Origin of the sequence: Chlorobium sp. N1 (assembly GCF_004332115.1) — a bacterium.
GTDB lineage: Bacteria > Bacteroidota > Chlorobiia > Chlorobiales > Chlorobiaceae > Chlorobium.
On record NZ_SJPA01000001.1, the window covers coordinates 483,418 to 506,958 of the forward strand.

Sequence of the window (23,541 nt, forward strand, 5' to 3'; positions counted from 1 at the left end):
ACCGGGAAACCGCCCGAAGCGGCTGCGTTCAGTTGATCTGGAAGCGGATCGGCACGGTGAACCAGACCTTGATGGCCCGTCCGTTCTGCATGCCGGGAAAGTAGCGGGACTCCATGACGGAGCGGATGGCGACCTCGTCGAAGTGGGTGCAGTCGGCCGGTACGCGCTTCATCACCACAGCCCGCAGCGGACGGCCGTCCTCGCTGATGAGCACGCTGACAAAGACCTTCCCCTCGATCCCGGCGATGCGGGCCATCTCAGGATAATGCGGTTTCTTCTGGTCGAGGAACCCCGGCATCTTCTCGCAGGGGATGAAGACCGGCCCGCCCTCTCCCGTACCGTCGATGCTTTCGGTCTGTATGGCCTCGCGCAGCTCCTTCTGCGTAGCGATGGTCTGCTCGGCCGGCACCTCGTCCTCCTTGACCTTCCTGATCTTGCCGACGTTGGGAGCCGCTGCGGCAGGAGCCGCGGGGCGGACAGGAGCCGGCGGAGGGGCGGCGAGCGGAGGAGGAGGGGGAAGCTGGGTGACGCTGGTGACCACCTCGTAGCACTGGACCATCTGACCCGAGTGGCCGGAACCGCCGAAGAGCGAGGTGAGTCTCCCCCAGTTTGCCGCGAATACCCAGAAGACGAAAAGCAGAAGCACGGCGGTGATCACGCCGTGGGTCATGAAGATGTGCGCCTGGCGGCGGAGGGTGAGGTTGCCGTAGTGGATGCCGCGAAGGCGGTCGGTATCGAGATACTCCTCACCGAGCGACCATCGCGAGGCTTTTGCCTCGGCGTCGATTTCGCGATGTATGTTCTTGAGTCTTGACTGCACGGCTCGCCTGTTCTGTTCGGGTGAAGATTCGCCTATACGGCTTTCCTGATTTCCAGGTCGTCCTGGGGTGTGTAGTCGTCAAGGCTGAACCGGTCGATCTTCATCAGGTTCAGTTCGTCGATGATGTCGACAAGCTGCTTGTAGCGGGCTTTCTCGCCGATCTTGACAACGATCACCAGCTTGCTGTTCACTGTGGTCTGCTGGCGCAGGAGGCTGCGGAGCTCGCCGCTGAGCGAGAGCCGGGAATCGTCCTCCTCCTCATAGAGCGGAATGCGCTTCGGCCTGAGATCACCGAGGGAGCAGTAGGCCATGCCGTCGCCGGGAATGCGCAGCGTCAGGATGTTCGAGCCCGCCACCTTCACCTCGCCCCTTTCGGGAGGGATGTTGATCTCCATGGTGTTGGATTTGGAGAACGTGGTGGTCAGCATGAAGAACGTGAGCAGGAGAAAAGCCACGTCCACCATCGGGGTCATGTCGAGGCGGAACCCGATGCGCCGGTTCTTCCGCTTCCCGGCCTTCCTGCCGCGCCCCTCTCCCGGAGTGTCGACCATACCCATGCTAGCGGCCCTCCTTTTCAAGGACGGTGACGAGGTTGAAGGTCAAAAGGTTCGCCTTCTTGTAGACCTTGATGACGTGGTCCACCGCCTCGAAACCCGCATCGGCGTCGGCGCGAACGACGGGCCGAAGCCGCTGGTCGGCGAAGCGGGCCATCACGATGAAACGATGGAGCTCGCCGCGCTCGACCGGAAAGGTCTCGGCGAGGCGGAACCCGTCGAGCGAATCAGCCACGGCGGCCTCAGCCATACCCGCAGCCTCCAGCTTCGGACGGATGACGGCCTGGAAGAGCCGCTCGCGCGTCGACTGGGAGGAGACGCCCATATAAAAATCGTCATTGCCGCTGACCGTCACCGTCAGCACCTCCGACTCCGGAAGCTTCTGCTCGGAGTGGGACGAGGGGAGATCGATCTGCACCGGTTCGGGCGGACGGAACTTGGTGGTGAGCATGAAGAACGTCAGCAGCAGGAACGCGACGTCCACCATGGGGGTCATGTCGAGGCGGAACCCTACCCTTTTTGCCTTGATCCTTGCCATCTGGCCTTACCGGCTGGTTCCGGTTCCGAGAGTCTGGATGATGTAGAAGGCCGCCTCGTCGATCATGTAGCTGAAGCGGTCGACGCGGGTGGTGAAGACATTGTAGGCCACGATGCCGAAGATGCCGCCGACGATGCCGAGCGCGGTGTTGAAGAGCGCCTCGGATATGCCGAGCGACAGCTGCACGGCGTCCGGAGCGCCGGCGGTCGCCATGGCCTGGAAGGCCCTGATCATGCCCATCGTGGTACCGAGAAGCCCGACCATGGTGGAGATGGAGGCGATCGTCGATATGGCGACCAGGTTCTTCTCAAGCAGCGGCATCTCCATGGTGGAGGCCTCCTCGACTGCCTTTTCCATCTCGCTGATCCTCTTCTCGCGGTCGGTCACGTTGAGGGCCGCCAACTGGCTGTAACGGTCGAGGACCGAACGGAGCACCGCTCCGAGCGAGCTCTGGTGGTCGTCGCAGCGTGCGATGGCGCCCTGGACGTCGCCGTTGTTGATGTCCTGCTTGATGGCCTGGACGAACTCGGGGATGTTGCCCTTGCCGGCCGCCTTCTGGAGGGCGATGACGCGCTCGACCGTGTAGGCGATGACCATGAGGATGAGGGCCATCAGGACCGAGACCACCGGACCGCCCTTCCAGATCGCATGGAAGATGGAGTCGGGAGGAGTCGTGCCCATCCAGAGATAGAAGAGGAAGGATACGATGTAGGCCGCAGCGATGAGCAGGCCGGTGAAGAGTCCCTGTTTCATGGATAGTTGCTTTCCGTTAATTTGCTATACTGCAGAAGGAAGACCTCGGGGCCTCGGCCGAACGGGCGGAGCAGCTCGGCTGCAGGGGTATTGGTATTAAGTTAGTAAATAAGTTTACGATTTTTCAACACCTACCGTCATACTAAACGGCAAAGGCGGCAAAAAAAACGCGACGGATGATCCCCCATGAGACCATCGACGAGGTTCGCCAGGCGGCCGATATCGTCGACATCATCTCCGACTACGTCAACCTTCGGCAGGCGGGGCGCAGCTTCAAGGCGCTCTCGCCCTTCACGCAGGAGAAGACGCCCTCATTCGTCGTATCGCCCGAAAAGCAGATCTACAAGTGCTTCTCTTCCGGCAAGGGCGGCAACGTCTTCTCCTTCGTCATGGAGATGGAGAAAGTCTCGTTTCCCGAGGCCGTCGAACTCGTCGCAAAGCGCTCGGGCATCGACATCAGCCGCTTTACGACGAAGAACGCCGGGAGTGACGCGAAGGAGGACACCCGCACCGAAACCCTCCGCTGGGCCGCCCGCCACTTCCACTCGACGCTCGAGGCCGACCACGGCAGCAGCGGCTACGCCTACCTTGCCGCGAAGCGGGGGCTCACGGCCGCAACGATCAAAAGCTTCGGGCTCGGCTACGCCCCTCCCGGCTGGGACCACCTGCTGCATGCGGCCAAAACGGCGGGGATAGACCACAAGCACCTCGAAAGCCTCGGCCTCATCACCGAAAACCGCCAGAAAAGGTCCTGGTACGACACCTTCCGCAACCGGGTGATCTTCCCCATCTTCTCCATCGGCGGACAGGTGGTCGGCTTCGGAGGCAGGACCCTTGAGGACCGGCCGGACACGCCGAAGTACCTGAACTCGCAGGAGAGCTCCCTCTTCGAGAAATCCAAACTGCTCTACGGGCTACACGCCGCAAAAAACGAGATCCGCCGCAGCGGCCGCGCCATCCTCGTCGAAGGCTACATGGACGTGCTCGCGCTGCACCAGGCCGGCATCACCTCGGCCGTGGCCTCCTGCGGCACCGCCCTCACCCGCTACCAGGCCAAGATCATCCGCCGCTACGCAAAAAAGGTCCTCTTCGTCTACGACGCCGATCCCGCCGGCAGGAAGTCCATGATGGCAGGCATCGACATCCTGCTCTCGGAGAACCTCACCCCGGTCGTGCTCGTGCTGCCGCCCGGAGAAGACCCCGACAGCTTCGTCAGGCGGGAGGGCAAAGAGAAGTTCCTGGAGTTCAGCGGGAAAGAGAGCCTCTCCTTCCTGGACTTCCAGATCCGTTTCCACCGGGAAGCGGGCGACTTCGACACCCCGGAGGAGAAAGCCGACGCCATCCGCTCGATGGCCGCGACCATCGGCCGGGTACCCGACCCCCTGCGCCGGGAACTCTACCTGCAGGAGCTTTCCGAAAAACTCGGTATCAGCCTCCAGGCGCTGCATGAGCTGCAGGGGAAGGAACGCCCCGCCACAAGGGAGAGCGCCCGCCGCCCGGATCCGAAAGCGCAGCCGAGGGAGCAGAAGCCGCTCAACCGGGGACCGATCTCCGTCCTGGAGAAGACCTTCGTGAAGGCACTGATCGAAAGCACGGCCTACGGGAACACCGTCCTCGAGTTCGCAGCCTCGCACGAGACGATGCTGAGCCTGCGCCACCCGGCAGCAGAGCATGTCTTCCGGCATATGGTGCGGCGCTACCACGAGATTTCCGACGATCCCGACGCCCGCATCGACATGGCGACGGAAATCGGCCTCCTCGCCGACCCCGAAGCCGAAGCTCTGGCCTCGGGCCTTCTCATGGACCAGCCGGTCAGCAGCAAGTGGCTCGAAAAGACCGACCTGCACGCCGACAGCGCACGCCGCTGCCTGGCGATGTTCCTCGACGCCTTCAAGAACCTCATCCTCGAACCGCTCATCGACGAGAAGGACCGGCTGACGGAGGCGATACGGACCGAAGCGGAAACCAGCAGGGAGATCGAGCTTTCAAAGGAAAAAATCGCTCTCGACAAGAAGATCCGAAAAACCGCCCTCGAGCTCAACGCGATGATCGCCTCGATCCTCGACCACCGTCCGTAACGGCGGAAAGAGTCGGCGGCCCTGCGGTTGCAGAAAAAAAAAGAGCCGCTTTCGGCATGCACCGGAAGCGGCTCTTTCGTTTCGGGCCAGTTACCGGCTCAGGGGGTCATGCCGTAGCCGTCGAGCGGGTTCTGGAGACAGAGGGTGCGGATCTCCTCCTTGACCTCACGGCAGACGTTCTCAATGCCGGAAGCCGCCGCGCCGCTGATGACACGGTCGATGAGCTCGACGATCTTGGTGGCGTCAGCCTCCTGCATGCCGCGGGTCGTCATGGCTGCCGTGCCGACACGGATGCCGCTCGTCACGAAGGGCGACTTGTCGTCGAAAGGAACCATATTTTTGTTGACCGTGATGCCGGCATCGTGCAGGAGGTTCTCGGCGACCTTGCCGGTGACCTCCTTGTTGCGCAGGTCGAGCAGCATGAGGTGGTTGCGGGTTCCTCCGCTGACGATATCGTAGCCGAGGGAGATGAATCGCTCAGCCATCGCAGCCGCATTCTTGCGGACCTGCACGGCATACTCGCGGAACTCCGGCTTCAGGGCTTCGCCGAAGGCGACCGCCTTGCCGGCGATGATATGCATGAGCGGACCGCCCTGGATGCCGGGCATGACCTCGGCGTCCATGACCTCCGACATCATCTTCACCCTCGGGCCGTTCTTGGTCTTCACGGTGATGCCCATGGGGTTCTCGAAGTCCCTGCCCATCATGATCATGCCGCCGCGCGGACCGCGGAGGGTCTTGTGGGTGGTGGTGGTCACGAAGTGGCAGTGCGGCATCGGATCGGAAAGGAGACCTGCGGCGATGAGGCCGGCGGGATGGGCGATGTCGGCCATGAGGAACGCGCCGACCTTGTCGGCGACCTCGCGGAAGGCCTTGAAATCGAAGCCCTGGGAGTAGGCGCTCGCACCGCAGATGATAAGGCGCGGCCTGAACTCGAGGGCCATCTCCTCGACCTTGTTCATGTCGATGAGGCCGGTCTCGCGGTCGACTCCGTAGGAGCGGGCGTCGAACATCTGGCCGGAGAAGTTCACCGAGCTGCCGTGGGTGAGGTGGCCGCCGTGGGAGAGGTCGAGACCCATGATCCGGTCACCGGGCTTGAGGACGGAGAAGAGCACGGCCATGTTGGCGCTCGAGCCGGAGTGCGGCTGGACGTTGACATACTCGCAGCCGAAGAGCTTCTTTGCGCGCTCGCGGGCGAGGTCCTCGGCGATGTCGACGAACTCGCAGCCGCCGTAATAGCGCTTGCCGGGATAGCCCTCGGCGTACTTGTTGGTCATCACCGAACCGCAGGCCTGCATGACCGCGCGGCTGGTGAAGTTCTCGGAGGCAATCAGCTCGAGTGTCTCCAGCTGGCGGCGCGTCTCGCCGGCGATCGAACTGAAAACCTCGGGGTCCTGCATCTTCAGGATGTCGGTGTCCATCTTATGTCGTTCCTTTTTCCTTGTTGAATGGAAGTTTATGGTTGCGTTGAAATCAGGGGTTCACTGGTTGCGGTGGCACGAGCAGCTGATCATGTGGCCCATCTTGTCGCGCTTGGTCTCCAGGTAGAACTGGTTGACCTCGTTCGGTGCGATCTCGAGCGGGACGCGCTCGACGATCTCGAGGCCGTAGCCCTCCAGCCCGACCACCTTCTTGGGGTTGTTGGTGAGCAGGCGCATCTTGCGCACGCCGAGGTCCTGGAGGATCTGGGCGCCGATGCCGTAGTCGCGCAGGTCGGCCTTGAAGCCGAGCCGCTCATTGGCCTCGACCGTGTCGAGACCCTGGTCCTGCAGGTTGTATGCCTTGAGCTTGTTGATGAGGCCGATCCCCCGTCCCTCCTGCATGAGGTAGACGAGCACACCGCGTCCCTCCTTCTCGATCATGCGCAGGGCCGAAGCCAGCTGGTCTCCGCAGTCGCAGCGCAGCGAGGCGAAGATGTCGCCGGTGGCGCACTGCGAGTGCACCCGGACGAGCACCGGCTCGCCGGTGGAGACGTCGCCCTTGACGAAGGCCAGGTGGTTGTGATGGTCGATGAACGACTCGTAGGCGATGAGGCGGAACTCGCCGTGGGAGGTCGGAAGGTTCGATTCGACGGCACGGTGCACGAGCTTGCTCTGCTGCATGCGATAGGCCACGAGGTCCTTGATGGTGATGAGCTTCAGGCCGAACTTCTCGCGGAGCTTGAGCAGCTCGGGAAGCCGGGCCATGCTGCCGTCTTCGTGGAGGATCTCGCAGAGGAGGCCCACCGGGTTGCAGCCGGCGAGGCGGCTGAGGTCCACGGCCGCCTCGGTGTGGCCGACACGGCGCAGCACGCCGCCGTCCATGGCGCGAAGCGGAAAGATGTGTCCGGGGCGCGCGAAGCTGTCGGCGTGTGAGGCCGGATCGCCGAGCATCTTGATCGTCACAGCCCTGTCATAGGCGGAAATGCCTGTCGTCACCCCTTCGGCCAGGGCGTCGACGGAGACGGTGAAGTTGGTCTCGTGCTGTGAGGTGTTGCGCTGCACCATCGGATCGAGCTGCAGTTCGCGGGCCCGCTCCATCGTGACGGCCACGCAAAGCAGGCCGCGTGCCTCACGGGTGATGAAGTTGATCATCTCGGTCGTCACATGGTCGGCCGCAGCGATGAAGTCGCCCTCGTTCTCACGGTCCTCGTCGTCGATGACGATCACCAGTCGGCCCTGTCGGATATCCTCGACCGCCGACTCTATGGTATCGAATTTGATGCTGTCCATGTGGGGTAATACGCTGGTTGTTTCCTTGTACATCCTTATCCGAAAGCACCTGCAATGTAAAAAAATCCCCGTCCATTCTCACGCCGCCCTCCGCCACTTTTGTTATGGGGGCGCATTTTCGTATACTCTCCGGGCTTTAGAATAAGACCGTGAATCGTTACCTTTACAGTCAGCCCCGTCACAGAGCCATTTAACTCATTTCGAGACCGCATGAGCACACACGCTTCCGCCCTCGGCGCCAGAGTCGACGCCCTGGCGGCGAAACTCCCCAGGGAACGCCTTCAGGCAGCCAAGGAACACGGTTTTTCAGACACCCAGCTCGCAAACATCTTCAGTACCGAGGAAGCCGCGGTACGCCAGCTCCGCAAGCAGTACGGCGTCGAATCGGTCTTCAAGACCGTCGACACCTGCGCCGCAGAGTTCGATGCCAGGACCCCGTACCACTATTCCACCTACGACGAGGAGAACGAATCGGTCCGCTCCGAAAAGAAGAAGGTGATCATCCTCGGCGGCGGCCCCAACCGCATCGGCCAGGGCATCGAGTTCGACTACTGCTGCGTGCAGGCCGTCTTCGCGCTGCGCGAGGCCGGCTACGAGACCATCATGGTCAACTGCAACCCCGAGACCGTCTCGACCGACTACGACATCGCCGACAAGCTCTACTTCGAGCCGCTCACCTTCGAGGACACGATCCGCATCATCGAGCATGAAAACCCGCTCGGCGTCATCGTCAGCTTCGGCGGGCAGACGCCGCTCAAGCTCTCCGGCAAGCTCCACGACGAGGGAGTCACCATCCTCGGCACCTCGCCGGAAGGCATCGACCTGGCCGAAGACCGCAAGAAGTTCGGCGCGCTGCTCGACCGGCTCAACATCCCGCACCCCGACTACGGCACGGCCGTCAACCTCGAAGAAGCGCAGGCCATCACCCGCCGTATCGGCTACCCGGTGCTCGTCCGTCCCAGCTACGTGCTCGGCGGCAGGGCCATGAAGATCATCTACAGCGACGACTCGCTGAAGGAGTACGTCGACCAGGCACTCTTCATCAGCGAGAAATACCCGCTCCTCATCGACCGATTCCTCGAAACCGCCGTCGAATTCGACATCGACGCGCTGGCCGACGAAAGCGACTGCGTCATCAGCGGCATCATGCAGCACGTCGAGGCCGCCGGCATCCACAGCGGAGACTCGACCTCCATCCTCCCCTACCACAACATCAACCCGGAGGTCATCGCCACGATGAAGGAGTACACCCGCATCATGGCGGAGAACCTCAAGGTGGTCGGCCTCATGAACGTGCAGTACGCGGTGCAGAACGACAGCGTCTACGTCATCGAGGTGAACCCGAGAGCGAGCCGCACCGTCCCCTTCGTCGGCAAGGCGACGGCCATCCCGGTCGTCAAGATCGCCACCCGCGTCATGCTCGGCGAGAAGCTCTCGGACCTGCGCCGCGAGTTCGACCTCAAGGACTGCGACGAGCTCGGCATGAAGCACCTGGCCATCAAGGAACCGGTCTTCCCCTTCTCGAAGTTTGTCAAGTCCGGCGTCTACCTCGGCCCCGAGATGCGCTCCACCGGCGAAGCCATGAGTCTTGCCGACCAGTTCCCCGAAGCCTTCGCGAAAGCCTACCAGGCGGCCAACATGCACCTGCCGCTCTCCGGCTCGGTCTTCATCAGCGTCAACAACCAGGACAAGAACCCCCGCATCCTCGAAATCGCCCGCTCGCTCTACCGCATGGACTTCGACCTTGTCGCCACGGAAGGCACCTACCGCTTCCTCAGGGACAACGACATCGAATGCAAGAAGGTCTTCAAGGTTGGCGAAGAGGGACGGCCGAACATCTTCGACATCATCAAGCACGGCAAGATCAACTTCGTCATCAACACCCCGAGAGGCGAGCAGGCCCTGCACGACGAAGAGGCCATCGGCGCCGCCTCGGTGCAGAGCAACGTGCCGTTCGTCACCACCATCGAAGCCGCGGAGGCGTCGGTGCAGGCGATCGACTGCATCCGCCACCAGGAGTTCGGGGTGAAAAGCCTCCAGGAGTACGCCAGCTATCGCAACGCCCGCTGAGACCAGACCGATGAAAGAGACCTACCAGTACCACCTTGACGAATCGATCCGTCTCGAACTGAACCTTGCCCGCCTCTACACGCTCTTCCACGACGCGTCGGAGGAGGACGAGGAGTTCTGGTGGCAGCTGGCCATGGAGGAGCGCGGCCACGCCGCCCTCCTGCAGCAGGAGAAGAAGCAGCCGCAGCCGGAGACATTCTTTCCCGGCAACCTCCTCGCCAAGGACCTCGCCGCCCTCGAGGCCGCAAACCGCAGGATCAACGCCCTCATCGAATCGTTCCAGCAGCAGCCCCTTCCCCGGGCCGATCGGTTCCGGACCGCGCTCGAGCTCGAGCTCTCGGCCGGTGAGTCCCACTACCAGGAGTTCCTTGACAGCCCGACCGAATCTGCGGCCGCAAGCATCTTCAAGCAGCTGAACCAGGAGGACCGGGACCACGCCAAAAGGATCAGGGAATATATGGACGCAGAGGGGCTCGGGAACTGAGCCCCTTCCTTTTTCAGGGCATCACCGCAAAATGATGCCGGTAGGCGCCCGACTCGTCTATTTCGAGCAGGCTGTAGCGGTTGGGGCTGTAGCGGAAGCTGCCGCCGTTGATGAAGCGTATCCCCCCGAGAACATAGGACTGGAAACGGTGGAAATGCCCGTGAAGGACGATATCCGCACCGATCGCGCGCATCGCCGCGAGGAACTCCTGGCGGTTCTTGAGCTCCATCGTCCAGTCGAAGGCCTGGTCGAGCAGCGAATCGGTGCCGTACACCTTCAGTGCATGGTGGCAGAGTCCCATGACGAAACACCCCTGCATCGCCCGGAGCGCCTCGGGTGAGCGCACCGCCCGAAGCTCGGCCGGATCGACCTCTCCCCTTGAACCGAGCGGGTTCTCGGTCGGCGACCAGGCGCTGACGGAGTTGAAACCGGCGATGGCCAGTTTCAGGGAAGGAAAACGCAGGACCTTGATGAAGGGAAAGCCCGCGTCCCGGAGCTCGTCGCCGGTCACCAGGTCCCGGAAGAAGCGGGAGAAGCTTGCGGCCCTGGCACGGCATGCCCTGTCGCGCGCACCGGGCAGCGGGTTGAGGGCGTTGTAGAAACGCATCTCCTCCTCGAGGTTCGTAAGGTCGTGGTTGCCGGGAATCACCGTCGTACGGGCCCAGTCGTACCAGCCGTGGCGAAGGAGGAGCTCCCGGACGATTTCCCAGTCGGCCTCTTTGGCGCGGTCCGAGAGGTCGCCGGAAATAATCAGGTGGTCGACGCCCGAATCGGTGAAATGGCCGAGCATGCTGTCGAGGTCCTCCAGCTGCCGGCGATCCCCCTTTCCAGCCACGTGCAGGTCGGAAATATGCGCGATTGTAACAGTACCTTTTTCCATCAGCAAGAGAAGCTTGCGGTTTTCTTCTGTAAAAGAGTAAATTGAGCCATTAAAATTATGACGGCCCCCAAAAAGGCCGTAATAAACCTCACCACAGGAAGATACCAAAGATACTTCCTTTCATTCCAATCCGCGGCCTCCGAGCCGGAAAAATACCCCTCAAAATCATGCAGAAAAAGATAATTGCACTCAAAGAACTGGCCGGGAACCTCTGGTGGTCCTGGGATACCGAAGCGAAGCAGGTCTTCGAAGACCTCTCTCCCCTGCTCTGGGAGCGGAACAACCACAACCCCGTCGAACTCCTCCGCCACATCTCAAACGAGGAGCTCGCCGCACGATGCCAGTGCGAACTGGGAGAGCGCATCGAGAAGGCCCATGCCCGCTTCCGCGCCTACATGGAGAAAAAGGACACCTGGGCTGCCGGACATGCTGCGGAGCTGACCAAAAGCCCGGTTGCCTACTTCAGCGCCGAGTTCGGCATCCATGAGAGCGTGCGCATCTACTCGGGCGGCCTCGGCGTGCTCGCCGGCGACCACATCAAATCAGCCAGCGACCTCGGCATCAACTTCATCGGCATCACACTCTTCTACAAGGAGGGCTATTTCCGCCAGTACCTCAACCACGACGGCTGGCAGATGGAGGACTACCCGCTCCAGTACCCCGAGAGCCTGCCGGTCGAAAAGGTGACCGGACCCGACGGCAAGGACCTCATCGTCTCGGTCAACATCGCGCAGAGCGAGGTGTTCGCCCAGGCCTGGAAGCTGAACGTCGGACGCGCCACGCTCTATCTCCTCGACACCAACATTCCCGCCAACGAGTCGCACTACCGCGACATCTGCTGCAGGGTCTACGGCGGCGACCAGAACATGCGCATCAACCAGGAGATCGTCCTCGGCATCGGCGGAGCAAAGCTCATCTCGGCGCTCGGCCTGAAGCCTGCGGTCTATCACATGAACGAGGGCCACTCGGCTTTCCTCACCCTCGATCTCCTCGCCGGGGAACTCGCTTCCGGAAAGAAGATGGAGGATGCCGTCGCCGCGGTGCGCTCACGCTGCGTCTTCACCACCCACACCCCTGTCCCCGCCGGCCACGACCGGTTCTCGAGGGACATGATGCACTACACCTTCGACAAGTACCTGACCCTCACCGGCATGCCGTTCGAGGAGCTGATGGAGCTCGGCGCAGAGAACCCGGAGGGCAACGACGGGCTCTTCACCATGACGGTGCTCGCACTGAAGCTCTCGAGGACCGCCAACGGCGTCTCCAAACTGCACGGACAGGTGTCGCGCGAAATGTGGCAGCACCTCTACCCCGAGGCGAAGGTCGATGAGGTGCCGATCGGCCACATCACCAACGGCGTGCACGCACCGAGCTGGTCCTGCGGCTACACCGAAAACTTCTGGAGCCGCTTCAGCGAGGGCATCGAAGCAATGACCCTGTCCCGCGAATCGGCAGAGGCGGCGCTTCAGAGGGTCTCGGACGAAGAGCTCTGGTCGCTGCGCTACACCCTCAAGCGGAACCTGATCGACTTCATCTACCGCTACCTCTCCAACCAGCTCTTCCACCAGCACAGCATGTCGGGCTACAACCAGTACGACGCGGTGCATTCCGGAAAGAACACGCTCTCACCCGACGTACTCACCATCGGCTTCGCCCGCCGTTTCGCGACCTACAAGCGCGCCCCGATGATCTTCAGCGACCTTGAGCGCCTCAACCGGATCATCAACAACCCGAAGATGCCCCTGCAGATCGTCTTCGCAGGAAAGGCCCATCCGCACGACGATGCCGGAAAGGACTTCATCCGCCAGATCGTCGAGCACTCGCGCCGTCCGCAGTTCATGGGCAAGGTCATCTTCCTCGAGAACTACAACCTCGGCGTTGCCAAGCACATGGTCTCGGGCGTCGACATCTGGCTGAACAACCCGATCCGTCCGATGGAGGCCAGCGGCACCTCGGGTGAAAAGACCGTGCTGCACGGCGGCCTCAATTTCAGCGTCCTCGACGGCTGGTGGCCCGAAGCCTACAACGGCGAGAACGGCTGGTCGATCGGCCACGGTGAAACCTTCGAGAATTACGAGGAGCAGGACCGGTTCGACGCCGAGCAGATCTACCAGGTCCTGGAAAACCAGATCCTGCCGACCTTCTACGAGCGCAACGCCAATAACATCCCGACCCGCTGGATCAAGAAGATCCGCAACGCCATCGCCACCATCGCACCGGAGTACAACACCCACCGCATGGTACGCGACTACGCCAACAAGTACTACCTGACGGGCGGAGGGAAATAATGCCGCCATCCATGGCAGCTGAGAAGTGACGATGGAAGAGGGGCTGCCGGCAGAAGAACCGGCAGCCCTTCTTGTTTTCGGCCTGATCGGCCCTACAAAAACGAACCAACGCAGTCAACATGGGCAACAACACAGCAACGGCGGCCGCAGTCGACCTCGGCCGGGGGCTTCGGCTCAAGTCCCCCGTCCTGCTCGCATCCGGCACAGTCTCCTACGGCGAGGAACTCAGCCGGCTCACCGACCTCTCGAAAATCGGCGGTATCGTCACCAAGGCCATCTCGCTCGAACCGAGGGCCGGCAATCCCCCGCAGCGCATTGCAGAAACCCCGTCGGGGATGATCAACGCCATCGGACTGGCCAACGTCGGCATCGAGCGTTTCATTTCCGAGAAGCTTCCGTTCCTCCGCACGCTCGGCACTTCCGTCGTCGTCAACATCGCCGGCCGCTCCATCGACGAGTACGCCGAGGTGGTCTCACGGCTCGACGCCCTGGAAGGCCTCGACGGCTACGAGATCAACCTCTCCTGCCCGAACGTCAAGGGCGAGTGCATGATCATGGGGGTGAGCCCCGATGCCACCCGAGAAATCGTCACCGAACTGCGCACCGTCACGAAACGCCACCTCATGGTCAAGCTCACGCCGAACGTGACCTCGATCAGCGCGATCGCCCTGGCGGCCGAATCGGCGGGAGCCGACTCGGTCTCGCTCATCAACACGCTGGTCGGCATGGCCATTGACTGGAAGAACCGCCGCCCGCTCCTGAGGAACGTCACCGGCGGGCTCTCGGGACCGGCCATCAAGCCGGTCGCCCTGGCGAAGGTATGGGAGGTGGCCGGCGCGGTCTCGATCCCGATCGTCGGCATGGGCGGCATCGCCTCGTTCGACGACGCCATGGAGTTCCTCGTGGCGGGAGCGAGCGCCGTGCAGATCGGCACCATGAACTTCGTCGAGCCGGACATCGGGGAACGCGTCGCCACCCGGATGGAGGAGTTCTTCGGCGCACCCGGCGCCCCTTCGATGCAGGAGTTCCGCAAGAGCCTCGTCACCGGCTGAAGCGGAGCGGAGGAAACGGTTCAGAGCCTGAGGCTGCGGCGGCTGGAAAGAAACTGGCTGCGGCGGCGCCAGGCTCTTTTCGAACCCATGATCCGGTACTGCCGGATGATGCGGTTCTTCGAGAGGAAGGCGGTGTTGGTAAGCTGGGCGATGATGCGCGACTCCGTCTCGCTGACGTCGACGTCCGAGGGGCCGGCGTCGGAGAGCAGCTTGACGATGAGCGGAGCGCACTCGAGCGTGATGAAGAGCATGGTGATGAAGGCGATGGCATTGGCCGAAGAGCGGTCTGCGCCGTCGGAAGAGTGGGCGAGCTGCCCCAAAGCCCAGTTCCGGTCGGCGAATCCCGCCGTCGATGCCTTTCGGGCGAGCATCTCTTCGGAGAGCATCCGCTGGCGGTCGAGCCCCTCGGCCACCTTACGATCGGAAAGGTATCCCTGCAGCCCGGCAATGCGCGCGGCGAGGAACTCGAGACGCTGCTCCTTGGAGCGCACCACAGCCTCCTTGTTTTTCGCGTACCTGCCGTAACCCGGCACGCCTGAGGTCGTGCTGCTCGCCGAACCGAACACCTCCAGCTTCAGCTCCTCGCGCAGCCGGTCGACATCCTTCGAAAGCGCGTCGTACTCCGTCTGGAACCGCTCCAGCCGGGCACTCTCCATCCGGTACTTCTCATTGAAGGCGTCGCGAACCCCCTCGATCTCGGCCTGCTGGTCTGCCAGGTACTTCTCCTCGAGGCGCGAACGGATCTCCTTGTCGAAGATCTTCAGCTCCAGCGGCCGGGCGATGACGACGGCGATGAGGACAGCGAAGACGAGCCGCGGAGATGCCTGGTAGAACTGGCGCAGCCCGCGGGAGGTTTTCTTGATGCTTGAGACGATATAGCGGTCGAGATTGAAGATGGCAAGCCCCCAGACAAGGCCGAAAAGCACCGCCCAGAGCGCTGCGAGCGGGTTGCCGGAAAAGACGAAGAAGAGCGCGTAGCCGCCAGAAAGCGCGGCGAACAGCGCCGTGAAGAAGATGGTGGCACCGATACCCGTATATTTGCTGTGCTCGGTCGGGTACTTCTCGATGATCTCCAGGGGCGTACCCGAGGCGATCCAGAAAAAACGCTGCAGTCGGTTAAGGTTCATAGGGCCCTCGACGGGGGAATTCGGGAAAACTGTTTCGGGTTCAATGTACGCCGGGGGACGGGAAAACCAATCCCCGGGGAGGTTCGATTATTCAGCGATTTATCCTATCTTACGAGCCAGCATCGAACACCAACCAAACCCCGTAGCCACATGCGTATTGGAATCGGCATCGACGTACATCCGTTTCAGGAAGGCCGCAAGCTCGTCGTCGGCGGCGTCGACATACCCTCCCCGAAAGGCCTCGAAGGCCACAGCGATGCCGACGTGCTCCTCCATGCGGTCAGCGACGCGCTGCTCGGTGCGGCCGCACTCGGCGACATCGGCCTCCACTTCCCCAACACGAGCCCCGAGTACAAGGACATCGACAGCATGATCCTCCTCAGGCATGTCGGCAAGCTGCTCGAGAAGAACGGCTACCGGACCGTGAACGTCGACGCCATGCTGCTCATGGAAGCCCCGAAGATCGCCCCCTACGTGGCCGACATGCGACGGAACATCGCCCGCTGCCTCCAGATCGACACCTCCCTCGTCTCGGTGAAGGCCACGACCAACGAAAAGCTCGGCTACATCGGCCGGGAAGAGGGCGCCGCAGCCCACGCCGTCTGCATCATCGACAGCATCTGAAGCACAAAACGCAGTCCACTAGACCTCGCCGCGCAGCACCTGCACCGGCATATAGCTCGTCGCCTTGCGCGCCGGACTGAGTGAGGAGAGTACGGTGACGAAAATGCCGAAGGCGATCACCATGAGGTGCGCCTCCGGCGTCTCCAGGATGTTGATGCGGTCGGCCTTCAGCACACCGGCGGTCGTCGCCGCAAATCGGATCGACGAGACGAAATGGCAGATGACGTGCCCGACCGGGCTGCCGACGAGGACGCCGAGGATGCCGATCATGAGCCCCTCGAGCATGAAGATCCAGGTGATGCTTTCGGCCTGCACCCCCATCGAGCGCATGATGGCGATGTCCTTCACCTTCTGCAGCACCACGGTCGTCATGACCGAGGAGACGCCGAGCCCGGCGACAATGAACACGAACCCCACCAGCACCAGCGTAATGGCCGCATTGCGGTTGTAGAAATCGATCACGTTGCGGTTGGTCTCGTCCCAGCTTTCGCTGCGGTACCCGGTTGCCTCCTGAACGGCCGCGGCCGTCCGGGAAGCACGCTCCACATCCCCGACCGACAGGCCGATGCCCGTCACCGCGTTGGGAGCAACCGACTCCATGCGGCGGGCAAGCGCCAGGTTCACGAATGCCTCGCGCTCGTCCTTGGCATTGAAGCCGCTGCTGAAGCGCCCCACCACTTTCGCCGTGAACTCCCTGCCCTCTCGGTTGACGAGCACGATCCGGTCACCATGCGAGGCGCGGAGCTTCTGGGCAAGCAGGTCCCCCACAAGGATGCCGTCGGGCGTGTAGGCCAGCTCGTCGAGGGCATCCGGCTCGAGCAGGTTCTTCTTCAGCCCCGCGATGCCGCCCTCGAGCGAGGGCACCACCCCCTTCGTCACGCAGGGGGTGAAGCGGCTCCGGTTGCGGGCGATGAGGCGGCTTTCGACGAAAGGCGAAACCCCCTTCAGCCCCGGGACGGCTGAAACCGACTCCAGCACCCCCTGGTAGTCCTTGATGACCTCCTCCCGGTCGGGAGTGACGTTCTTCTCCACCATCGACACCCTCCCGGGCCGGGAGGGAACGACGAGATCCGGAACGAGCGGGCGCACCCGCTCGGCCTTCACCACGACGTTCGGGACGGTGTCGATCACCTTCCTGACGACGTTGGCCGACGACCCCTTCGCAACCGAGATGGTCGTCACGAGCATGGCCGAGCCCACCGCGACGCCGAGCGCGGTCAGCACCGTCTGGCGCTTCCGCTCCCTGAGATGTACCCAGGCAATCCGGAAATGATCGGTCCAGTCCATGGGGAGAATTAACGTTGAAAAATCACACAAAAAATCTATTTTGACTGCAGAGCGGAGGCCCCGGTCGGCGCAAGCACGGCACCGGCAGACCATGACATAATACGCAATTCCGCAGATCATAATCCACCCCTAAAGAGACAACAAGGAGATCGTTACGGTGAAAAAAATCGGCATCCTCACGAGCGGCGGCGACTGTGGCGGGCTCAACGCGGTCATCAAGGGCGCAGCCCTCATGGCCCATTCGAAGGGCCTCGAACTCTTCGTCATCCCGAACGGCTACGCCGGCCTCTACAACCTGATCGACCAGGAGTGCCTCGTCAGGCTCGACCAGGAGCGGCTCGACCGCTTCGACGCAACCTTCGCAGGCTCCGAAGCCGGACACTCCCGCGTCAAGATCAAGGCGATCAGCAATCCCGAGAAGTACAACCGCATCAAGGCCGGCATGAAGAAGTTCGAGCTCGACGGCCTCGTCATCAGCGGCGGCGACGATTCCGGCAGCGTCATGGTCGACCTCAACCAGAACGGGATCCACTGCATCCACGCACCGAAGACGATGGATCTCGACCTGCAGACCTACTCGGTCGGCGGCGACTCCACCATCAACCGCATCACCGAGTTCGTCCACGACCTGAAGACCACCGGAAAGACCCACAACCGGGTCCTCGTCACCGAGGTCTTCGGCCGCTACGCCGGCCACACGGCCTTCCGCAGCGGCGTTGCCGCCGAGGCCGACTGCATCCTCATCCCCGAGATCCCCGCAGACTGGGACGTGGTCTACCGCCACATCAGCGAACGCTTCACCCGCAGGATCCGCCAGAGCGACGTGCACAGCGGAACCTACACGATCGTCGTGGCCGAGGGCCTGAAGAACGCTGACGGCAGCGACATCGTCGACGAGGCTGCCGGCGTCGACGCGTTCGGCCACAAGAAGCTTGCCGGAGCCGGCAAGTTCACCTGCCAGGAGATCCAGAAGCGCATGAAGGCCGATCCGGCCATGCCGCTCTTCATGAAGGAGACCGGCATGTTCGTCGAGGGCATCTACGAAATCCCCGAGGTCCGCGAGATCCATCCCGGCCACCTCGTCCGCTGCGGCAGCTCCTCGGCCTACGACACCAACTTCGGATTCGAGGCCGGCGCAGCCGCCATCCTCCTGCTCCTCGACGGCAAGACCGGAGTCACCGTCTCGAAGGTCAAGGGACGCAAGGTCGAGTACATCGAGTCGGAGAAGGCCATCGTCCAGCGCCATGTCGACCTCGAGCAGGTCGCACTCTACGAGTCGCTCGGCATCTGCTTCGGGCGCGTCCCGGTCGAATACGACCCCATCCTTCGGGAAGTCGAGGGCGTCTACGATCGGATCTACTGACCCTCACGGTCCCTGCTGCAGCCCCGCAGTCGCCTGCGGGGCTTTTTTTTCGGATTTGTAAAATCCGCCGAACAACATTTATCTTTGTGCTGAACCGCAGGCAACGAACCAACACACACCAACGACCGCATCATGAACAAGTCGCATAAAATCTGGATGAACGGGGAGCTGATCGACTGGAACGACGCGAAGATCCACATCCTCTCGCACGTCGTCCACTACGGCTCGTCCACCTTCGAAGGCATCCGGTGCTATGAAACCTCGAAGGGATCGGCCATTCTCTTCCTCGACGAGCACATCCGCCGGCTCCGCGACTCGTCGAAGATCTACCGTATCGAGATCCCCTATTCGGAAAAAGAGCTGAAGGATGCCGTCATCAGCACCATCCATGCCAACGGCCTCAAGTCCTGCTACATCCGTCCCATCGTCTACCGCGGCCAGGGCGCACTCGGCGTCAACCCGCACCGCGCCTCGATCGAAGTCGCCATCGCCACCTGGGAGTGGGGTACCTACCTCGGTGACGATGTCCTCGAGACCGGCGTCGACGTGCGCGTCTCCTCGTGGAACCGCGTCGCCCCGAACACCCTGCCCGCTTGGGCCAAGGCCGGCGGCAACTACCTGAACTCGCAGCTCATCAAGATGGAAGCCCTGATGGACAACTACGCCGAAGGGCTCGCGCTCGACGTGAACGGGTACGTCTCCGAAGGCAGCGGCGAGAACATCTTCGTCGTGCGCGACGGTGTCATCCACACCCCGATGTCGGGCCAGTCGATCCTTCCGGGATTCACCCGCGGGGCGATCATGCACATCGCCGGGGAACTCGGCTACGAGGTGAAGGAAACCATGATCCCGCGCGAGGCGCTCTACGTCGCCGACGAGGTCTTCCTCACCGGCACGGCGGCAGAGATCACCCCGGTGCGCAGCATCGACAAGTACCCGATCGGTGACGAGAAACGCGGACCGGTCACCGAAGCCCTCCAGCACGCCTACCTGAAGGTTGTCCAGACGGGAGAGGATCCCTACAACTGGCTCACCTTCATCTGAGGCCCCCGAACGCATGAGCTGGAACAGGATCATCGGACAGAAACAGCAGGTCCGTGTCCTCTCAAGCGCCCTCAAGAAAGGACGCCTTGCACATGCCTACCTTTTCAGCGGCCCCGAAGGTTCCGGCAAGGAGATGACGGCATTCGAAATGGCCGCGACGCTCAACTGCCGGGCCCCGGACGCCATGGAGAACGGCGCCTGCGGCACCTGCCCCGACTGCCTGCAGATCCGGGAGTTCCTCCACCCGAACGTCGAGTATCTCTTCCCGGTCGAAGCCGCGCTGCTCGAGGGCGGCGGAGAACAGCAGAAGAAGGAGAACAAGAAGTTCACCGAAGCCAAAGAGCGCTTCCAGACACTCATCGAGCAGAAGAAGGAGAACCCCTACTTCTCGCCGGCGATGGACCGCTCGATGGGCATCCTCACCGAACAGGTCGTCCAGCTGCAGCAGAAGGCCGCGTTCATGCCACGCGAAGGATCAAGGAAGGTCTTCGTCATCTCGCAGGCCGAGAAGCTCCACCCCTCCGCTGCCAACAAGCTGCTCAAGCTGCTCGAGGAGCCTCCGGCCCATGTGCTCTTCATCCTCACGACATCCAGGCCCGACTCCCTGCTTCCGACCATCCGATCGCGCTGCCAGGAGATCCGCTTCCAGCGGGTGTCGCAGAACGACCTGCGAGGGTGGCTTGTCCGGCATCGGCCGGAGATCGCGGAGCCGGAGCTCGGCTTCATCGTGAACTTCTCGAGGGGGAACCTCCGCCTCGCCTGGGAGCTCATCGCCGGAAGGGAGGAGAGTTCGGAACCGCAGACCATCGCCCTGCGCCAGCTGGCGCTCGACTACCTGCGCAAGGTGCTCGCCCCGAAACGCTTCCACGAGGCGCTCACGGCCGCCGAAGAACATGCCCGCAACCTCTCGCGGAGCGAACTGACGCTCTTCATCGGAGCCATCCTGCTCTTCCTGCAGGACACCTGCCACCGCAGGCTCATCCCCGACTTCCGGAACCTCAACAACCCCGACATCGAGGATGCCGTCGACCGGTTCGCCAGGAACTTCCCGAACGCCGACTATCTGGGCGTGTCGAATCTGGCGGAGGAGTCGATCCGCTCGATCGAGCGCAACGCCAGCCCGCAACTCACGATGGCCGCCTTCACCGGCGCCCTGCGCCCCCTCCTGCAGCGGGCCTGAACGCTCAGCCCCCTTCCGAAGGGCGCACCGTCACGCCGCGGACCCAGTCGAGATACCCCTCCAGCCCGCCCGTCACCGGAAGCCGGATGATCTCGGGCACCTCGTAGGAATGGAACTGCCGGATGTACTCCTCGAGCCGCCGGTAAGCGGCATCCGTGGTCTTGATGAGAAGAAGGGTCTCCGGCTCACGCTGCAGCTCCCCCTCCCAGAGGAAGAAACTCCGGACCTCCGTCATCTGCACACAGGCGGCAAGGCGGTTCGAGAGAATCCCCTCGGCGAGCCCCTCGGCCTCTTCCCGTGAGGGAGCCGTCGTCACCACCATGCAGCAGCCCTCACGGCCCGCATCCACGGCAGTCACAGCTCGAGAAGCTCTTTAGGGAAGCGCTGCAGGGGGCGGGCGCCCCCGGCCTCCAGCACCACGGTATCTTCGATGCGCACGCCGAAGCGCCCCTCGAGGTAGATGCCCGGCTCGATCGTGAAGACCATCCCCTCCCGGAGCACGACCTCGCCATTCGGGCTGATGCGCGGCTCCTCGTGCACCTCGAGGCCGATGCCGTGGCCGAGCCCGTGGCCGAACGCCTCGCCGTACCCCTCTTCGGCGATGAAGCTGCGGACGAGTGCATCGAGCTCCGAAGCCCTCATCCCGCAGCGGGCGGAACGGAGACCGAGCGCCTGCGCCTCGCGGACCACGTCGTAGACCCGCCGCATCTCGCCGGGCACCCTGCCGAGCGCCACGGTTCGGGTCTGGTCGGAGGCATAGCCGCCGACATGGCAGCCCATGTCGATGGTGACGAGCGAGCCCTCCCTGAAGTGCTCGCCGCTCGGGCGGGCATGCGGCATGGAGGAATGCACGCCGCCGGCGACGATCGGCTCGAACGAGTCCTTCTCTCCTCCCAGCTTCCGGTGCAGGCAGGAGATCTCGGCGGCGATGTCCAGCTCGCTCACCCGCTCCGACACCATGGGAACCACCGCCTCGAGCACCCTGTGGCTGACGGCGGCGGCCTCCTGCATGCGCTCGAGCTCAAACGGGTTCTTCACCATCCGGAAGGGGGTGAAGAATCCCGCAACCGGCTCCAGCCGGCACCGGCCTGAGAGCGCCTCCATGAGCCGCGTGGCCTCAAGCCAGCCCACGCTGTCCGACTGCAGTGCGACCGTTCCCCGGAGCGGATGGCGGCCGGAAGCGAGCTCGGAGGCCACCGTCCCGGAAATGACGACCGTCTCGGAACCCGGGGCCTCAGCAGCCGCCTGCTCGCGGTAGCGGAAATCGGTGAACAGGCGACAGAGGCCGGAGGTCACCAGCAACCGCGCGCTCGAACCTGAAAATCCCGTCAGCCAGCGGATGGTGGGAAGGTCGGTCAGGATGAAGGCATCGTACCTGCGCTCCTCCATCGCCCGTCGGACGTCGGCGAGCGCCGCCGCCCGGTACTCCTCTGCTGCTGGCATACCCATGGAAACATGACTGATTATTTAGTATAAAAAACGTGCTGGCACGCTCTGGCACTTGCATAGCTGGCAATTCTTCTTAATATTGCAGATTTACGAATATTTCTCCCCATTTGCCAACAATTCAGTATTAATGCCCGCAAAGGAATTACTTGAAAAGCTCCAGGCCGGAGAGCAGCTTAGTGCCGATGAGACCAAACGCTGCATGGACGGCATCATGGACGGCCTGTTTTCGGAAGAGGCCGTCACCGGCCTGCTCACCCTCATGCAGAAGAACGGCATCACCGCCGACGAGATAGCCGGCGCGCGCCGGAGCATGATGCAGCGGGCCACGCCGATCCGTCTCGACGACCGGGCCGTCGACACCTGCGGCACGGGGGGGGACAGCGCGGGCACCTTCAACATCTCGACCGCGGCGGCGCTCGTCGCCACCGCCGCAGGAGCCTGCGTGGCCAAGCACGGGAACCGGTCCATCACCAGCCGCTGCGGCAGCGCAGACGTACTCGAAGAGCTCGGCATAGAAATCGAACTCCCTCCGGAGGCAACCGAAGAGCTGTACCGCAGGACCGGGTTCGCCTACCTCCACGCCCCGCTCTACCACCCCTCGATGAAAGCGGTCGCCGACATCCGCCGCAAAATCGGCACCCGCACCATCTTCAACATCCTCGGCCCCCTCATGAACCCCGCAGGGGTCACGCGCCAGATGGTCGGCGTCTTCGACCGCGAGCTCATGGATCTCTACGCCGAAGCGCTCCTGAAGACCGGATGCCGCCACGCCCTCATCGTGCACGGAGAGACCGAGACCGCCATGGCACTCGACGAGCCGAGCATCTGCGGCCGGACGCACATCATCGAGCTCCACAACGGAGAGCGCGAAAGCCACACCGTCCGACCGACCGAGTTCCACCTCCACGAATGGCCGCTCGAGGAGATCAGGGGAGGAAGCCGCGAGGAGAACGCCGAAATCATCCGCCTGATCCTTGACAACAAAGCTCCAGAAGCGCACCGCGAGGCGGCCATCTTCGCCGGGGCCATCGCCTGCTATGTCGGCGGCGTGGCCAACTGCATCGACGAAGGGGTCTGCATGGCCAGGGAAGCAATCGCCCACGGCACGGCCAGACGCAACACGGAAACCATCATCGAGGCAAGCCGCGAGCTGAAAGCACGGTACCGCTGAGGGGCGGCTGAAAAGCCTTACGGTTATTCTCAAAAAACTCGTATACTCTTGGACGTGGCCTTTTTCTG

General features: G+C 62.8%; 21 protein-coding genes. 10 read left to right on the forward strand and 11 right to left on the reverse strand.

Annotated elements, in window-relative coordinates; all coding sequences use genetic code 11:
• Positions 1-28: 28 nt before the first annotated feature.
• The 4 genes from E0L29_RS02190 to E0L29_RS02205 are packed head-to-tail and all read right to left on the reverse strand — an operon-like array spanning position 29 to position 2,665.
• Positions 29-820, reverse strand: coding sequence for an energy transducer TonB (locus tag E0L29_RS02190; RefSeq protein WP_131354071.1), 792 nt, complete (start codon positions 818-820; stop codon positions 29-31).
• 32 nt (positions 821-852) lie between these two features.
• On the reverse strand, positions 853-1,377 hold the full coding sequence (locus tag E0L29_RS02195) for a biopolymer transporter ExbD (protein WP_131354073.1): 525 nt from the start codon (positions 1,375-1,377) through the stop codon (positions 853-855).
• A 1-nt stretch (position 1,378) separates the two neighbouring features.
• A complete protein-coding gene (locus E0L29_RS02200) occupies positions 1,379-1,912 on the reverse strand; it encodes a biopolymer transporter ExbD (protein WP_131354075.1) in 534 nt (177 codons plus the stop codon).
• Positions 1,913-1,918: 6 nt separating this feature from the next.
• Positions 1,919-2,665 carry a MotA/TolQ/ExbB proton channel family protein gene (locus E0L29_RS02205; protein WP_131354077.1) on the reverse strand — a complete coding sequence of 249 codons (747 nt, stop codon included), beginning with the start codon at positions 2,663-2,665 and terminating at the stop codon, positions 1,919-1,921.
• 176 nt (positions 2,666-2,841) lie between these two features.
• Here E0L29_RS02205 and dnaG point away from each other — a divergent pair, with 176 nt between their 5' ends.
• Positions 2,842-4,743 (forward strand): DNA primase, encoded by a 1,902-nt coding sequence (gene dnaG / locus E0L29_RS02210; protein WP_131354079.1) that lies wholly within the window; start codon positions 2,842-2,844, stop codon positions 4,741-4,743.
• Between the two features lie 98 nt (positions 4,744-4,841).
• Here the strand turns inward: dnaG and glyA are convergent, their stop codons facing one another.
• Together glyA and E0L29_RS02220 are read right to left on the reverse strand one after the other, a co-directional pair.
• A complete protein-coding gene (gene glyA, locus E0L29_RS02215) occupies positions 4,842-6,164 on the reverse strand; it encodes a serine hydroxymethyltransferase (RefSeq protein WP_131354081.1) in 1,323 nt (440 codons plus the stop codon).
• 60 nt (positions 6,165-6,224) lie between these two features.
• Positions 6,225-7,454, reverse strand: a complete 1,230-nt coding sequence (locus E0L29_RS02220; RefSeq protein WP_131354083.1) for a bifunctional 3,4-dihydroxy-2-butanone-4-phosphate synthase/GTP cyclohydrolase II — start codon at positions 7,452-7,454, stop codon at positions 6,225-6,227.
• A gap of 210 nt (positions 7,455-7,664) precedes the next feature.
• On the opposite strand from E0L29_RS02220, the gene carB reads away from it, so the two are divergent.
• Both carB and E0L29_RS02230 read left to right on the forward strand, forming a co-directional pair.
• A complete protein-coding gene (gene carB, locus E0L29_RS02225) occupies positions 7,665-9,524 on the forward strand; it encodes a carbamoyl-phosphate synthase large subunit (RefSeq protein WP_131354085.1) in 1,860 nt (619 codons plus the stop codon).
• A gap of 10 nt (positions 9,525-9,534) precedes the next feature.
• Positions 9,535-10,008, forward strand: coding sequence for a rubrerythrin family protein (locus E0L29_RS02230; protein ID WP_131354087.1), 474 nt, complete (start codon positions 9,535-9,537; stop codon positions 10,006-10,008).
• Positions 10,009-10,021: 13 nt separating this feature from the next.
• Here E0L29_RS02230 and E0L29_RS02235 read toward each other — a convergent pair whose 3' ends face one another.
• Positions 10,022-10,888 (reverse strand): metallophosphoesterase, encoded by an 867-nt coding sequence (locus tag E0L29_RS02235; RefSeq protein WP_131354089.1) that lies wholly within the window; start codon positions 10,886-10,888, stop codon positions 10,022-10,024.
• Positions 10,889-11,055: 167 nt separating this feature from the next.
• Here E0L29_RS02235 and glgP point away from each other — a divergent pair, with 167 nt between their 5' ends.
• Positions 11,056-13,176 carry an alpha-glucan family phosphorylase gene (glgP, locus tag E0L29_RS02240; RefSeq protein ID WP_131354091.1) on the forward strand — a complete coding sequence of 707 codons (2,121 nt, stop codon included), beginning with the start codon at positions 11,056-11,058 and terminating at the stop codon, positions 13,174-13,176.
• Between the two features lie 119 nt (positions 13,177-13,295).
• Positions 13,296-14,228, forward strand: a complete 933-nt coding sequence (locus E0L29_RS02245; RefSeq protein WP_131354093.1) for a dihydroorotate dehydrogenase — start codon at positions 13,296-13,298, stop codon at positions 14,226-14,228.
• Positions 14,229-14,248: 20 nt separating this feature from the next.
• On the opposite strand, the gene E0L29_RS02250 is transcribed toward E0L29_RS02245, so the two are convergent.
• Positions 14,249-15,355, reverse strand: a complete 1,107-nt coding sequence (locus E0L29_RS02250) for a DUF4407 domain-containing protein (RefSeq protein WP_131354094.1) — start codon at positions 15,353-15,355, stop codon at positions 14,249-14,251.
• A gap of 150 nt (positions 15,356-15,505) precedes the next feature.
• On the opposite strand from E0L29_RS02250, the gene ispF reads away from it, so the two are divergent.
• Positions 15,506-15,979 (forward strand): 2-C-methyl-D-erythritol 2,4-cyclodiphosphate synthase, encoded by a 474-nt coding sequence (ispF, locus tag E0L29_RS02255; protein WP_131354096.1) that lies wholly within the window; start codon positions 15,506-15,508, stop codon positions 15,977-15,979.
• 18 nt (positions 15,980-15,997) lie between these two features.
• Here the strand turns inward: ispF and E0L29_RS02260 are convergent, their stop codons facing one another.
• Entirely contained in the window at positions 15,998-17,266 is a 1,269-nt protein-coding gene (locus E0L29_RS02260) for an FtsX-like permease family protein (protein WP_131354098.1), read from the reverse strand.
• A 157-nt stretch (positions 17,267-17,423) separates the two neighbouring features.
• On the opposite strand from E0L29_RS02260, the gene E0L29_RS02265 reads away from it, so the two are divergent.
• The 3 genes from E0L29_RS02265 to holB all read left to right on the forward strand — a co-directional run bounded on the left by E0L29_RS02265 (position 17,424) and on the right by holB (position 20,853).
• Positions 17,424-18,629, forward strand: coding sequence for a 6-phosphofructokinase (locus tag E0L29_RS02265; RefSeq protein WP_131354100.1), 1,206 nt, complete (start codon positions 17,424-17,426; stop codon positions 18,627-18,629).
• Positions 18,630-18,761: 132 nt separating this feature from the next.
• Entirely contained in the window at positions 18,762-19,673 is a 912-nt protein-coding gene (locus E0L29_RS02270) for a branched-chain amino acid transaminase (protein WP_131354102.1), read from the forward strand.
• 13 nt (positions 19,674-19,686) lie between these two features.
• Positions 19,687-20,853, forward strand: a complete 1,167-nt coding sequence (holB, locus tag E0L29_RS02275) for a DNA polymerase III subunit delta' (protein ID WP_131354104.1) — start codon at positions 19,687-19,689, stop codon at positions 20,851-20,853.
• 4 nt (positions 20,854-20,857) lie between these two features.
• On the opposite strand, the gene cutA is transcribed toward holB, so the two are convergent.
• Positions 20,858-21,211, reverse strand: a complete 354-nt coding sequence (gene cutA / locus E0L29_RS02280) for a divalent-cation tolerance protein CutA (RefSeq protein WP_347564565.1) — start codon at positions 21,209-21,211, stop codon at positions 20,858-20,860.
• Positions 21,208-22,302, reverse strand: a complete 1,095-nt coding sequence (locus E0L29_RS02285) for a Xaa-Pro peptidase family protein (RefSeq protein WP_131354106.1) — start codon at positions 22,300-22,302, stop codon at positions 21,208-21,210. The genes cutA and E0L29_RS02285 overlap by 4 nt, the downstream gene beginning before the upstream one ends.
• 127 nt (positions 22,303-22,429) lie before the next feature.
• Between E0L29_RS02285 and trpD the strand changes: the two genes are divergently transcribed.
• Positions 22,430-23,473: an anthranilate phosphoribosyltransferase gene (gene trpD / locus E0L29_RS02290; RefSeq protein ID WP_131354108.1), complete on the forward strand. Its 1,044-nt coding sequence runs from the start codon at positions 22,430-22,432 to the stop codon at positions 23,471-23,473.
• Positions 23,474-23,541 lie beyond the last annotated feature (68 nt).

Excerpts from the sequence above, each read along its gene's own strand:
- E0L29_RS02250 (WP_131354094.1), bottom strand. The coding sequence starts at position 15,355 with ATGAACCTTAACCGACTGCAGCGTTTTTTCTGGATCGCCTCGGGTACG.
- E0L29_RS02205 (WP_131354077.1), bottom strand. The coding sequence starts at position 2,665 with ATGAAACAGGGACTCTTCACCGGCCTGCTCATCGCTGCGGCCTACATC.
- dnaG (WP_131354079.1), top strand. The coding sequence starts at position 2,842 with ATGATCCCCCATGAGACCATCGACGAGGTTCGCCAGGCGGCCGATATC.
- E0L29_RS02245 (WP_131354093.1), top strand. The coding sequence starts at position 13,296 with ATGGGCAACAACACAGCAACGGCGGCCGCAGTCGACCTCGGCCGGGGG.
- holB (WP_131354104.1), top strand. The coding sequence starts at position 19,687 with ATGAGCTGGAACAGGATCATCGGACAGAAACAGCAGGTCCGTGTCCTC.
- E0L29_RS02230 (WP_131354087.1), top strand. The coding sequence starts at position 9,535 with ATGAAAGAGACCTACCAGTACCACCTTGACGAATCGATCCGTCTCGAA.
- E0L29_RS02220 (WP_131354083.1), bottom strand. The coding sequence starts at position 7,454 with ATGGACAGCATCAAATTCGATACCATAGAGTCGGCGGTCGAGGATATC.
- E0L29_RS02235 (WP_131354089.1), bottom strand. The coding sequence starts at position 10,888 with ATGGAAAAAGGTACTGTTACAATCGCGCATATTTCCGACCTGCACGTG.
- E0L29_RS02270 (WP_131354102.1), top strand. The coding sequence starts at position 18,762 with ATGAACAAGTCGCATAAAATCTGGATGAACGGGGAGCTGATCGACTGG.
- E0L29_RS02195 (WP_131354073.1), bottom strand. The coding sequence starts at position 1,377 with ATGGGTATGGTCGACACTCCGGGAGAGGGGCGCGGCAGGAAGGCCGGG.
- glgP (WP_131354091.1), top strand. The coding sequence starts at position 11,056 with ATGCAGAAAAAGATAATTGCACTCAAAGAACTGGCCGGGAACCTCTGG.
- glyA (WP_131354081.1), bottom strand. The coding sequence starts at position 6,164 with ATGGACACCGACATCCTGAAGATGCAGGACCCCGAGGTTTTCAGTTCG.
- carB (WP_131354085.1), top strand. The coding sequence starts at position 7,665 with ATGAGCACACACGCTTCCGCCCTCGGCGCCAGAGTCGACGCCCTGGCG.
- ispF (WP_131354096.1), top strand. The coding sequence starts at position 15,506 with ATGCGTATTGGAATCGGCATCGACGTACATCCGTTTCAGGAAGGCCGC.
- E0L29_RS02285 (WP_131354106.1), bottom strand. The coding sequence starts at position 22,302 with ATGGGTATGCCAGCAGCAGAGGAGTACCGGGCGGCGGCGCTCGCCGAC.
- trpD (WP_131354108.1), top strand. The coding sequence starts at position 22,430 with ATGCCCGCAAAGGAATTACTTGAAAAGCTCCAGGCCGGAGAGCAGCTT.
- E0L29_RS02260 (WP_131354098.1), bottom strand. The coding sequence starts at position 17,266 with ATGGACTGGACCGATCATTTCCGGATTGCCTGGGTACATCTCAGGGAG.
- E0L29_RS02200 (WP_131354075.1), bottom strand. The coding sequence starts at position 1,912 with ATGGCAAGGATCAAGGCAAAAAGGGTAGGGTTCCGCCTCGACATGACC.